The organism is Geomonas limicola, from assembly GCF_014193675.1.
Classification (GTDB): Bacteria; Desulfobacterota; Desulfuromonadia; order Geobacterales; family Geobacteraceae; genus Geomonas; species Geomonas limicola.
In genome coordinates this window covers 428318-441205 of the sequence record NZ_BLXZ01000001.1, presented here as the reverse complement: position 1 = coordinate 441205, position 12888 = coordinate 428318, and the positions used below count along the sequence as shown (strand labels likewise).

At 63.0% G+C, this 12888-nt stretch carries 10 protein-coding genes; 7 read left to right on the top strand and 3 right to left on the bottom strand.

What is annotated here, in order from left to right; translation table 11 throughout:
• Positions 1-84: 84 nt before the first annotated feature.
• From H7688_RS01820 to H7688_RS01810, 3 genes are read right to left on the bottom strand one after another with little or no spacing between them, the layout of a single operon-like run.
• A complete protein-coding gene (locus tag H7688_RS01820; RefSeq protein ID WP_183359315.1) occupies positions 85-3321 on the bottom strand; it encodes a SpoIIE family protein phosphatase in 3237 nt (1078 codons plus the stop codon).
• A complete protein-coding gene (locus H7688_RS01815; protein WP_183359314.1) occupies positions 3321-3566 on the bottom strand; it encodes a hypothetical protein in 246 nt (81 codons plus the stop codon). Before H7688_RS01815 ends, H7688_RS01820 begins: the two co-directional genes overlap by 1 nt.
• Positions 3563-5005, bottom strand: a complete 1443-nt coding sequence (locus tag H7688_RS01810; RefSeq protein ID WP_246329676.1) for a bifunctional aminoglycoside phosphotransferase/ATP-binding protein — start codon at positions 5003-5005, stop codon at positions 3563-3565. Before H7688_RS01810 ends, H7688_RS01815 begins: the two co-directional genes overlap by 4 nt.
• A 40-nt stretch (positions 5006-5045) precedes the next feature.
• On the opposite strand from H7688_RS01810, the gene H7688_RS01805 reads away from it, so the two are divergent.
• The 7 genes from H7688_RS01805 to tilS all read left to right on the top strand — a co-directional run bounded on the left by H7688_RS01805 (position 5046) and on the right by tilS (position 12755).
• Positions 5046-5222 (top strand): hypothetical protein, encoded by a 177-nt coding sequence (locus tag H7688_RS01805; protein ID WP_183359749.1) that lies wholly within the window; start codon positions 5046-5048, stop codon positions 5220-5222.
• 110 nt (positions 5223-5332) lie between these two features.
• The gene (locus H7688_RS01800; protein ID WP_183359312.1) at positions 5333-7033 is read left to right on the top strand and encodes a tetratricopeptide repeat protein; all 1701 of its coding nucleotides are present in this window, start codon (positions 5333-5335) and stop codon (positions 7031-7033) included.
• A complete protein-coding gene (locus tag H7688_RS01795) occupies positions 7030-8649 on the top strand; it encodes a peptide-binding protein (RefSeq protein ID WP_183359311.1) in 1620 nt (539 codons plus the stop codon). Before H7688_RS01800 ends, H7688_RS01795 begins: the two co-directional genes overlap by 4 nt.
• A gap of 135 nt (positions 8650-8784) precedes the next feature.
• Complete coding sequence (locus H7688_RS01790; protein ID WP_183359310.1) at positions 8785-9765, top strand: ABC transporter permease; 981 nt, start codon at positions 8785-8787, stop codon at positions 9763-9765.
• Between the two features lies 1 nt (position 9766).
• Positions 9767-10621 carry an oligopeptide ABC transporter permease gene (gene opp4C, locus H7688_RS01785; RefSeq protein WP_183359309.1) on the top strand — a complete coding sequence of 285 codons (855 nt, stop codon included), beginning with the start codon at positions 9767-9769 and terminating at the stop codon, positions 10619-10621.
• Positions 10622-10808: 187 nt separating this feature from the next.
• On the top strand, positions 10809-11324 hold the full coding sequence (locus H7688_RS01780; RefSeq protein WP_183359308.1) for a hypothetical protein: 516 nt from the start codon (positions 10809-10811) through the stop codon (positions 11322-11324).
• A 66-nt stretch (positions 11325-11390) separates the two neighbouring features.
• Complete coding sequence (gene tilS, locus H7688_RS01775; protein ID WP_183359307.1) at positions 11391-12755, top strand: tRNA lysidine(34) synthetase TilS; 1365 nt, start codon at positions 11391-11393, stop codon at positions 12753-12755.
• Positions 12756-12888: the final 133 nt, after the last annotated feature.

The following is a 12888-nucleotide window of genomic DNA, read 5'->3' as shown; positions in this document are numbered from 1 at the left end:
GCATTCTCCTTTGTGAGGTCCGATAAGCTCAAAATCATTGTGCTATAACCGGTGCTTTTTGGCAAGGACGCCTAAAGCCTCCGGCTAATGCACCTTCATGACTACCATGGAAACATCATCCTGTAAAGGACGCGGGGCGGAGAAGGCATTGAGCCTTGCGAGCACTTCCTCGATGATCGCCTCGGCGGGCTCGTGGTGCAGTTCGGTCAACAGGTCGCACAGCCGGGGAACCCCGAAAAACTCGCCTTCCTTGTTCTCGTTTTCGATGATGCCGTCGGTGTAGAGGAACAGGAGATCCCCGGGGGCGAGTTGCACAGTCTTTTCCTCGAAGACCACCCGTTTCTCCACCCCCAGTATCAGGCCGTCGGCGTCGAGTTCCTGCCATCCCCCCTCACGCAAGAGCAGGGGACGGGTGTGCCCGGCGTTGGAGAAGGTGAGGACCCGGCGTGCGGTGTCGTACTTGCCGCAGAACATGGTGATGAAGAGTTCTGCGCGGCTCAGGTCGTCGTAGAGCAGGTTGTTCAACACCCCCAGGACCTCGCTCGGGGAGCGGATCGCCTGCATCTGGGCGCGCAACACGCTGCGGGTCTCGACCATGATGAGGGCGGCTCCGACGCTGTGCCCGGAGACGTCGGCCATCACCAGGTCGACGAGTTCCCCGCCGCGCGGGAAGAAGTCGTAGTAGTCGCCCCCCACGTGGCTTGCCGGCACGCAGCGGCAGGCGAGGCTCACCCCGGGGACGCCGGGGGGCTCGAGGGGCAAGAGCGACAGCTGGATCTGCTTGGCGAGTTCGAGGTCCCGGGTCACCCGGGCGTTCTCCAGAAGTGCCGCCTCTTTCTGCTCGCGTTCCCGTTCGCGCGCCTCGCGTTCGTTGACGATATGCACTGCCTGGGCGAGCTGCCCGGCAAGGCTCTCCAGAAGCTCCACGAACTGTTCGGTGAAAAGCCCTACGATGGAACGGGAGAACACCGAGAGGACCCCCACCGGCGGTGCGCCTTCGCTGGCAATCGGGATGTGGGCAAACGACTTGATCCCCTCGCGCTGGAAGATCTCCTTGGCAAAGGGTTTGCTGATGAAGGCGGTGTCGTTGAAAAACTCCGGGCGCCGTCCCAAGAAGGCCTCCCCCACGTGGGTGTCGATCTCCAGGAGGCGTTCCTCGGCGGTGAGCTCGGCGCCACCTTCGCCCTTGTAGGTGCGCACCTCCAGGCGCCCTGTCTCGTTCAAAAGCCTGACCACGCACAGGTCGAGCTTGAATTCGCGCAGAATCAGGGTGAGCAGGTCCTCGATGATGATGTCGAGATCCAGGGAGCGGTTCATGATTTCCGAGGCCCTCAGCCGCACGTAGAGGGCCTCGCGGCTCTGGTCGCGCGAGGTGCGCACCGTCGAGAAGATATCGTAGACCGACTCCATGCGGCTGCCGATGTCGGAGAGAAAACTCTCAACTACCGCGCCGGCCGCAGCTCCACCCAGTGACGCCGCCAGCGTCTTTTCCACGAAGCGCTTCAGGTTGGGAAGTTCGAACTCGGAGACCCCGCCGCGCCCGTCGATCTCCCGCTCGCCCAGGTACTCGGCGATCGCCGCGTGGGCCTGGGGCTCTCCGATGAACTTGGACATGAGGTTGACGAACTGTACGATGGTGACCGGTTTGGAGAGCCTCTTGGTTTCGCGGTGTGGCGAGCCGTTCTCCGGTGCGAAGACCTGGACGAACTTCTTCACCTGGTCGCGCTCTTTCTCGCTTTGGCCGCAGAGGATGGAGAAGGCAAGGTAGGCCGAGATGTTCAGGAACATGCTCCAGAACAGGGCATGGCTCAAGGGGTCGAGGGCGGTCATCCCGAAGAGCCCCTGGGGGCGCAGCAGTTCGATCCCGAAGGGGCCGGAGACCAGGAGGTTGGTGTCCCACCAGCCGGCGTGTACCAGTGACGGGAGCAACAGGGTGTAGAACCAGATGGCAAAGCCCAATACGAGCCCGGCGATGGCGCCCGTGCGGTTACCCCGCGGCCAGTAGAGACCGCCGATGAGCGCCGGGGCGAACTGCGTCGCCGCCGAAAAAGAGATGAGCCCCATGTTCGCGAGCGTGTAGCTGTCACCCACGATGGCCTGGTACTGGTACCCCAAAAGCACCACCAGGATGATGCCGGCCCGCTTCAGGGTGATGAGCAGCGCCGGGAACCAGTTCTGCGGCTTGAAGCTGGTCACCACCGGCATCAGCACGTGGTTGAAGAGCATGGTGGACACGGCGACGCTTTCCACCATGACCATGCCGGCGGAGGCGGAGAAGCCCCCCAGGAAGGCCACCAGGGCAAGCCACTGGTGGCCTTCCTGCATGGGGAGGGTGAGCACGAAGTAGTCCGCCCCGCGCACGCCGCCGGTCAACAGGATACCGGCAAGTGCGATCGGCATCACGAAGAGGTTCATCAGGAACATATAGGCGGGAAAGCGCCAGGCTGCCTGGTTCAGGTGGCTCTCGTCGGAATTTTCCAACACCATCACCTGAAACTGGCGCGGCAACAGCATCACGGCGCTCATGGAGAGGAGTAGCACGGTGCACATCGAGGCGTAGGAGTTGCCGCCGGGGCTCCCCAGTGTGGTGAGCCGGACGAGAAGTGCCGGGTCGCGCTCGTACAGTCGCTCAAAGAGGTCCGCCATGCCGTCGAAGACGCCGTAGGTGAGAAAGATCCCCACGCTCAAAAAGGCGACCAGCTTGACGATCGATTCGAGCGCGATGACCGCGACGAGCCCCTCGTGACGCTCGGCCGAGACCAGGTGCCGCGCGCCGAAGATGGTGCTGAAGATCCCCAACAGGAGGGCCGAAAAAATCCCCGGATGCGGCGAGAAGGGGGAGATGCTCTCCAAGAAGCCGAAGTGGAAGTCGTGGTACCCGGTGATGATGGCGAACGAGGTGGAGACGGCCCGCAGTTGGAGGGCGATGTAGGGCATGATCCCCATCAGGGTGATCACGGTGATCAGGGCGCCCAGCCACTGGCTGCGGCCGTAGCGCGAACTTATGAAGTCGGCGATGGAGGTGATGTTGTTCTGCTTGGAGATCCTCACGATCTTCTTCAGCAAAAACCACCAGGAGAATGCGGTGAGGGTGGGGCCCAGGTAGATGGGGAGGAAGTCGATGCCGCTGGTGGCCGCCTTGCCGACGCTGCCGTAGTAGGTCCAGGAGGTCGCGTAGACCGTGATGGAGAGGGCGTAGACCGTCGGGTTCGCGGTGAGCGAGCGCCCCTGCTTCTGGCGCTGGTCGGCGTAGTAGGCGACCAGGAATAAAAGCGCAATGTAGAGGAGCGCGGTGCCCCAGACCAGATCGACATTCAGCATCAGCTGCGTTCCTTGTCGCTTTTATGCCGCTCGGCGCGGCTGAACAGGTACACGATGAAGATGGAGCAGACCCAGCCTAACAGCAGGTACAGGTAGAGCAGGGGGATGCCGAAGGGGCGCAGCGGCTTGTTGAAAATGCTGATGAAGGGGTAGTTCATCATGATGAAGCCCAGGACGAAACAGATCACCCAGCTGTCGGTGAGCTTGAGCTTCTTGATGACCCCGTCCCTCAGCCGCGTCTTCATGGCAATACCCCCAGCCCCTCGAGCACCTGGTCCACCTCCTGGTCAAGCGGCAGGCCACTGTCCACCACCAGCGCCTCTCCCGGGCCTGGTGCCTCGAACTCGGCCAGCTGGCGCTCCAGGAACTCCACTCGGCCGTCGGAAACGACGCTGGGATCCAGGCTGCGCTCGCGCAGGCGCCGGGCCAGCACTTCGCGCTCGCAGCGGATCTCGACCAGGTGGTAGGGCACCCCGAGGCTTTCGGCCAGTGCCTGAAAGGCGGCGCGGTCCCCGCGGCGTCGGAAGGTGGCATCCACCACCACGCCGTGTCCCCGGACCAGCTCCTCCCGTGCGCGTTCCAGAAGTGCCCGGTAGGTAGCCTCGCTACTCTCCGGGGAATAGATCCCTGCGCCGTAACCTTCCTTGCCCCTCTCGGTGGGGGCGCGGCCGGCAAGCGCCTTGCGCACCCGGTCGGAACTCAAAAGGGTGAGCCCCAGGTCGCGGCACAGTTCGCCCGCCAGGGCGCTCTTGCCGCTTCCCATCACCCCACAGGTGACGATGAGCATGGGGGCGAGACGCTCGCGCAGACAGTAGCCGCGGGCCAGGCGGAAGTAGCGGTTCGCCGCTGCCGCGAGTTTGCCGGCCTCCTCCTCGGAAAGCTCCTCCGAAAGCCTCAGGCTGGTCACCTTGCCGCGCACGAAGGCCCGGTAGATCCGGTAGAAGTCGAGCACCTCGGTGAGACCGTGGTCGCCGGTCGTCTCCTGGTAGCGCTGGAGAAACGGCTCGCAGAACTCCGGGTGTCCCAGGTTGTCGAGGTCCATGAGCAGGAAGGCCACGTCGGCCGCCGTGTCGCTGTAGCGGAAACGTTCGTTGAACTCGATGCAGTCGAAGATGCAGACCCGGTCGGTCAGGCAGATGTTGCCCAGGTGCAGGTCGCCGTCGCACTCGCGGATGTACCCCTCGGCGACCCGCTGCTGTAAAAGCCCCTGCCGGGTATCGAGGAACTCCGCTATCCACTGCTCAATAAAGGCGAGGTCGCCGCGGCTTATGGTGCGTCCCAGGTAGGGTGCGATCTGCTGGAAATTCTCGGTCCAGTTGGCCCGGATGGCCGCGACACTCCCCAACTCGTCGATGTGGGGGCCGCGCGCCGCTTCCAGGTGAAAGGCGGCGATTACCCGGGCGAGCTCATCGAGCTGTTCCAGGGCGAGCTCACCGCGCTCGACGATGCGCTGCAGCATGCGCTCCTCGGGGAGTCGCTTCATCTTCACGGCATAGTCCACGAGGGTCCCGGTCCCCTCGAAGCGGAGCCCTTCCTGCCCCTGACGCAGTTCCACGACACCCAGGTAGATATCGGGGCAGAGCCGGCGGTTCAGGCGCACTTCCTCTTCGCAGTAGAAGCGGCGGCGGTCCAGGGTGGTGAAGTTGAGAAAACCGAAATCCACCGGCTTTTTGACCTTGTACACCAGCTCATCTGTAATGAAAATATACGAAACATGCGTCTCAATGAGAGAAACGGCCGTCGTCGGTGCCGGATATGCGGTAGGTTTAAGTAGCGATTTTTTCAGCTTGCGGATCATGGCTGGCCTTAACCTGATGATTTTATTTGAGAATTGTACCACGGTAGCGACGCGTCGCAAGTCGCTAATTGGAAAGCAATTGGTGTTTGACGCTGCTACCTAATTATGCTAGTTTTTCATGTGATATCGCGCCATCTGCAGGATAATGTGTCCTGGCCGGTGTCGCGTTTTTTTGGTTCGCGCCCATACCTACCACGGAATCCAAGGTACCCCATGACCACGAAGTATCTCGCGCTGTTGCTGATGTGTTCCCTGCTCACCGCCTGCGCCACCGAACATGCCGCTGCCGTCCCCACCCAGGAGATCCCCTACGAGGCGACCACCACCGAGGGACGCACCCTCTATTTCTTCTCACTCGCCAGGCTGCGTGCCGGGGCGGGGGACACCGAGGGGGCGCTCACCCTTTTGAAGAGCGCCATGGCAGCGGACCCGACCGCACCCTCGCTGCACACCGCGGCGGCCCAGATCTACCTGCAGCAGAGTAAGCCCGAGGAGGCGCTCGCCGAGTGCGAGGCCGCCATCAAGCTGGACCCGACCCTGGTGCAGGCCCAGCTTCTGGCCGGTAATATCCTGGTGACCATGCAGCGCGAGAAGGAGGCGATCCCCTACCTGAAGAAGGTGATGGAACTCGACCCGACCCGCGAAGAGGTCTACCTGCACGTCGCCATCTTCTACCTGAAGAACTTCGAGTACGAGCAGGCGGTCAACACCCTTAAGGCACTCATTAAGGCGGCGCCGGATTCGCCGCTTGGCTACTACTACCTGGCCAAGACCTACGACCAGATGCGGCTGCCGCGCGAGGCGCTGACCTACTACAAGAAGGCGGTCGAACTCAAGCCCGATTTCGAGCAGGCCCTCATCGAGATGGCGATCCAGCAGGAGACCCAGGGGCAGTTGGCCGATGCCGTCGAGACCTATAAGAACCTCCTCGAGGTGAACCCTTCCAACGTGAACGTGGTGCAGCACCTGGCGCAGCTCTACATCCAGCAGCGCCAACTGGACGAGGCGCTCGCCCTTTTGCAGCGCGACGGCGGCGAGAGCCTGGAGACCCAGCGCAAGATCGGCCTGTTGCTCCTCGAGCTCGAGCGCTACGACGAGGCGGTGACCACCTTCAAGGGGATCCTGGCGGTCGAGCCGAACGCGCACCAGGTCCGCTTCTACCTGGGGTCCGCCTACGAGGAGATGGAAGAGCCTGATTCGGCCATTGCGGAGTTTGCCCAGGTCCCGGTCGGCTCCACCTACTACCTGGACGCGCTGGGACACCTGGCCTACCTCTACAAGGAGAAGGGGGAGGTGGACCGGGGGCTGCGGCTTTTGAAGGACGAGGTGAAGCGCGATCCCACCAAGATCGAACCCTACCTGGTGCTCGCCGGTCTCTACGAGTCGCTGGAGCGTTTCAAGGACGGCGTCGAGGTGCTCAGGTCGATGAACGAGACCATGCAGGCCGATCCGCGGGTCACCTTCCGGCTGGGGATCCTCTACGACAAGCTCGGTGAGCGGGATCAGTCGGTCGCCATGATGAAGAAGACCATTGCCGCGACCCCGAACGACCCGCAGGCGCTCAACTACCTCGGGTACACCTACGCCGAGATGGGGGTGAACCTGGAAGAGGCGCTGGGCTACCTGAAAAAGGCGGTGCAGTTGAAGCCCGACGACGGCTTCATCCTGGACAGCCTGGGATGGACCTACTTCAAGCTCAAGCGTTACGAGGAGGCGATCTACCAGCTGGAACGCGCGGCCGAACTCTCCGACGAGGACGCCACGGTGCTCGGGCACCTGGCCGACGCCTATTGCGCGGGTCATCTCGCGAAGAAGGCGATTGCCATCTACAAAAAGCTGCAGAAGCTCGAGCCGGAACGTACCGACCTGGCCGAGAAGATCAAGCACTGCCGTCAGGAGAGCAGCGATAAATGACCCTGCGTCGCCTGTTCACCCTGCTTCTGGTCGCCCTGCAGCTTTCCGCCTGCGGCCAGAGTGCTCCCGAACAGAAGTCGCTGGCCCGCCCCAAGGGGGGGGCACCGGCCTATGGCGATGCGCTGATCACCGGGAGTATTGGTGAGCCCAACACCCTGATCCCGCTTTTGGCCTCCGATTCCGCCTCGCACGAAGTGGCCGGCCTGGTCTACAACGGGCTGGTGCGCTACGACAAGAACCTCAAGCTCGAGGGTGACCTGGCCCGCTCCTGGGAGGTCTCCCCGGACGGCCTCACCATTACCTTTCACCTGCGGCCCGGGGTGAAGTGGCACGACGGCAAGGAGTTCACCTCCCGCGACGTGCTCTACACCTACCGGGTCACCGTCGATCCCAAGACCCCCACCGCCTACTCCGAGGACTTCAAGCAGGTCAAGAAGGCCGAGGCGCTGGATACCTACACCTTCCAGGTCTCCTACGATAAACCGTTCGCCCCGGCGCTCGCCTCCTGGGGGATCGCGATCCTTCCCGCCCACCTACTGGAAGGGAAGGACATCACCAAGAGCCCGCTCGCCCGAAGCCCCATCGGCACCGGTCCCTACACCTTCAAGGAATGGATCCCGGGGCAAAAGCTCGCCCTGGAGGCAAACCCGGCCTACTGGGAGGGGCGCCCCTACCTGGACCGCTTCGTGTACCGGATCATCCCGGACAACTCCACCATGTACATGGAGCTCAAGGCCGGCGGCATCGACACCATGGGGCTCTCCCCGGTGCAGTACCAGCGCCAGACCAACACCCCGGAGTTCCTGGCGCGCTTCAACAAGTACCGCTACCCGGCCTCGGCCTATACCTATCTCGGCTACAACCTGCGCCTCCCCTTGTTCAAGGACCGCCGGGTGCGCCAGGCGATCAGCCACGCCATCAACAAGGAAGAGATCATCCAGGGGGTCCTGCTCGGCATGGGGCAGATCGCCCACGGGCCGTACAAGCCGGGGACCTGGGCCTACAAACCGCAGGTGGCCGATCCGGAGTACAACCCGGCCAAGGCGCAACAACTTCTCAAAGAGGCGGGGTTCGTCATGGGACCCGACGGCATCCTGGCGAAGGACGGCAAGCCGTTTAGCTTCACCATCATGACCAACCAGGGAAACGACCAGCGCATGAAGTGCGCCCAGATCATCCAGCGTCGCCTGAAACGGGTGGGGATCGACGTGAAGATCCGGGTCATGGAGTGGGCCTCTTTCCTCACCAACTTCATCGACAAGGGGAAGTTCGAGGCGGTGCTTTTGGGCTGGACCATCGGTCAGGACCCGGACCTCTACGACGTCTGGCATTCCTCCAAGACCGAGCCCAAGGAACTTAACTTCATCGGCTTTAAAAACGCCGAGGTGGACCGCCTGCTCATCGAGGGGAGAGGGACATTCGACCAGGAGCAGCGCAAGCGGTGCTACTGGGGGATCCAGGACATCCTGGCCCAGGAGCAGCCCTACACGTTCCTCTATGTCCCCGACGCGCTGCCGGCGGTCGCCTCTCGCTTCCAGGGGATCGAGCCGGCACCCGCGGGGATCATGTACAACCTGATCAAGTGGTACGTGCCCGAGGCGGAACAGCAGCACTAATTCGTGTCGGCGTTTGCCCCATCCCCACCCGACCCTCCCCTTGAAGGGGGGAGCGTTTTCGCGAAGGGAAGATTGGCGTCAATCAGGTCGGGTTTAACGTAGAACGTAGAACTTAGAACAGTTTCTTAGGTTTTTATGGCCAACTATCTGATAAAACGCATCGCCATGCTCTTTCCGCTGCTGCTCGGGATCACGCTGATCACCTTCACGGTGATCCACCTTGCCCCGGGCGAGCCGGTGGAGATGCAGACCGCCATGAGCCCCAAGGTCTCGGCGGCCTCGCGGGCCCGCCTGCGCGAGTTCTACGGGCTGGACAAGCCGCTGCACGTGCAGTACCTGCGCTGGCTCGGCCACCTGGCACACCTCGACTTCGGCCGCTCCTTCGCACCCGATAACCGCCCGGTGACCGACAAGATCGTCGAGCGCATCCCGATCACCCTGTCGCTCAACGTGATCGCGCTCATCCTGGAATTCGGGCTGGCCATCCCAATCGGCATCCTTGCCGCGGTACGCCGCGACTCACTCCTGGATCGCGGCATCTCGGTCTTCGTCTTCGTCGGATTCGCGGTGCCTACCTTCTGGCTCGCGCTTTTGTGCATGTACTTCTTCGGCGTTAAGTTCTCCTGGCTCCCCATCTCCGGGATTCACTCGCTGGGGTACGAAAAGTTCTCCGCAGCCGGCCGGGTCTGGGACCTCGCCAAGCACCTGGTGCTTCCGATTTCGATCGCCACCTTCGGAAGCCTGGCGGGCCTGTCGCGCTACATGCGCTCGACCATGCTCGAGGTGCTCTCCCAGGACTACATCACCACGGCACGCGCCAAGGGGTTGCAGGAGCGCGTGGTGATTTTCAAGCACGCCCTGAAAAACGCACTTTTGCCGGTGATCACCCTCCTGGGTTTTTCGCTCCCCGGGCTGATCGGCGGTTCGGTCATCTTCGAGACAATCTTTGCCATTCCCGGGATGGGGCAGCTCTTCTACCAGGGGGTGATGGCACGCGACTACCCGCTGGTCATGGGGATCCTGGTGATCGGTGCCTGCCTGACGCTCGTCGGCAACCTGTTGGCCGACCTCTGCTACGCGGTTGCCGATCCGCGCATCCGGCACGGGAGGAGCTGAAATGAGCGAACCCGGGCGCGGACCCTTCCAGGAGTTCTGGCGGCGTTTCACGGCGAACCGCTTTGCCGTCGCGGCGCTCTGCATCATCGTGGCGCTCTTCGTGCTTTCAGTGTGCGCCTCGTTTTTGACCCCTTACGACCCCGATGCCATCGATGCCTGGCACGTCCTGCTCCCCCCGTCGGCTGCCCACTTTTTCGGGACCGACGAGCTGGGGCGCGACGTCTTCACCCGGGTGGTGTACGGCGCGCGGGTGTCGCTCAAGGTCGGTTTCGTCGCGGTGGGTATTGCCGTTGCCATCGGGACCGTGGTCGGGCTCGTTTCCGGGTACTACGGCGGGTGGGTGGACACCGTGCTCATGCGCCTGGTGGACATCATGCTCTGCTTCCCGACCTTCTTCCTGATCCTCGCCGTGATCGCCATGCTGGAGCCCTCCATCTGGTACATCATGGTGATCATCGGGCTCACCGGCTGGATGGGGGTCGCGCGCTTGGTACGTGCCGAGGTACTTTCGCTGAAAAGCCGTGACTTCGTCTCGGCGGCGCGGGTTTTGGGGGCGTCGGACCGGCGCATCATCTTCCGGCATATCCTCCCCAACGCGCTCTCGCCGGTGCTGGTGTCGGCGACCTTGGGGGTGGCCGGTGCCATCCTTACCGAGAGTGCACTCTCCTTCCTGGGGATCGGGGTGCAGCCCCCCACGCCGAGTTGGGGGAACATCCTCACCTCGGGGAAGGATTACATCGAGTTTGCCTGGTGGTTGTCGCTCTTCCCGGGTCTTGCCATCCTGGTCACCGTCCTTTCCTACAACCTGGTGGGGGAGGGGATCCGGGACGCGCTGGATCCGAGGAAACAGCAGTAGAGGCGGGTTAGCCACGGAGACACGGAGAAACCACGGGCCTTGGCTTGGCACTCCGTAGGGGAGAATAAATATTCGCCCCTACTGCGAGGGCAGCCGGTAAAAGTTCAACAAAAGGGGACAGGCACCTGCGGAGCTAGTCCCCAACAACATAGAACGTAGAACCTAGATTTTTTTGCGCGAGGATTTCATGGGAGAGCGTTGCCAGGAAGGTTTCGAGTTATTGAAGGTGGACAAGCGGGAGTTCGTACCGGCCACGCTTGACGACGAAGTGCGCGTGGACAGGCTCTGCAAGGACCTCCTGCACCGCTTCTATAACGAAAGCATGGATGCCGGCCTCTCTCCGGAGGAGGCGACCGCGCTGGCGGGCGCCGCCGACTACTTCGTCAGGGATTTCGTGGTCTCCATCAAGTCCCGCAGCATCTTCGATGAGCGCCCCGGCATCGTGCGCCAGTTCGCCGGCAACTGGTACATCGTCAATACCATTGACCCCCTCATTGCCGAGATCGACCGGTTTCTCGCGGGGATCAAGGCCTTTTACCGCTTCCTGCACGGACACCAGCTCATTTCGCTCAAGTTCCTGCAGGCGATCGAGGCGGAATGCGCGGAACGCGACTACTACGAAGGGCGTATCGAATCCTTCTGGGCCATCACCGGCGACGGCTACCTCGCCTGGGAGAAGGAGTGCACGCTCAAGAATGCCTGAAACCTTTACCCGCTCGACCCGTCCCACCGAAAGCACGCGGCCGTCGTCCGACAGGAGCCTGCCTGCTTGACTGACCTCTTAGCCCACATCAAAGCCTTGAAGCTCTTCGCACCGGGCGCCACCGTTGTCGTCGCCGTGTCCGGCGGGGCAGACTCGGTCGCCCTGCTCGATCTGCTGCACCGGTTCGATGGGGACCTGAGACTAGTCGTTGCCCACCTCAATCATTCCCTGCGGGGCGAACACGCCGATAAGGACCAGGAGTTCGTGGCCGGGCTTGCCGCCGGCTATCGGCTCCCCTTTGCCGGTGAGCGCCGGGAGGTCGCCGCGCTGGCCAAAGAGTGGGGGACCTCGCTTGAGGATGCCGGAAGACGGGCGCGCTACGAGTTCTTGTACCGGGTGGCCCGGGCGTACCAGGCCGGGTGCATCGCGCTCGCCCACCACCGCGATGACCAGGCCGAGACGGTGCTGATGCGTCTGCTGCGCGGTGCCGGGGCGACCGGCCTGCGCGGCATGGGGCTGAGCCGCGGCATGCTGAAGCGCCCCTTGCTGCGCCTCTCTCGCGCCGAGATCGAGTGCTACCTGAAGGGAAGGGGGCTAACCTGGCGTACCGATTCGAGTAATGCCGACACCGCGATCCTGCGCAACAGCATCCGCCACGAGTTGTTGCCGATCCTTGGCCGGTACAACCCGAAGGTCTCAGAACGCCTGGCGGCGACCGCCGAGATACTGGCCGCCGACGAAGAGGTGCTCGAGCAGGTGACCGAAAGCGCCTACCGGCGGCTGACGGTTCCCGGAGCAACCGATCCCAGCTTTTCGGTAGCGGGGTTGGCCGCCGAACCGCGCGGTCTCAGGCTGCGTCTCTACCGCCGTGCCCTCGCTGCGCAGCGCGGCGACCTGCAGCGCATCGCACTTTCCCACCTGGAGGCCATCGACCACCTGGTCCTGGCGGAGCGCCCCAACGCCCAACTGAAACTCCCCGGCGCCTGCCTGGTGTGGCGCGGCTACGACCGGCTCTGGTTCGCTGCCCCAGTGCCTGCTGGAGGGGCGTTCGAGTTCGCCGTTGCCGGGCCGGGGAGCTACCGGCTTCCCGGGGAAAGGATGCTCACGGTATCCCTCGTGGAGCGCCCGGAGCGCCTCGCGGGAGCGTCGACGGTGGCTTATTTCGATCCCGAGGCGGCTACCTTCCCCTGGACCGTGCGCTCGTTTCGTCCCGGCGATCGTTTCGCTCCGCTGGGGATGGCCGGTAGCCAGAAGGTGAAGGACGTGTTCATAAACTCCAAGATCCCGGTGCCGGAACGGGGGCGTATCCCGGTGCTGATCAGCCGGGACAGGATTATCTGGTTGGGCGGTGTGAAAATGGGGGAGCAGGCTCGCGTCACAGGTAGTCTGGGACTGGTTCTAAAGGCTGAAATTCTTGATATTACGCTCTAAAGCTCTTGTCAATGCGCCCCCTTTGTGGTAATCCTTTTCTTCATTTGAATACACTGGGCGAGGTCCCATTCTAGCAGCGGAACTCGATCTGAAACGTCAACCAGCTCCGGCTGACACAGTGCAACGTGTTGAC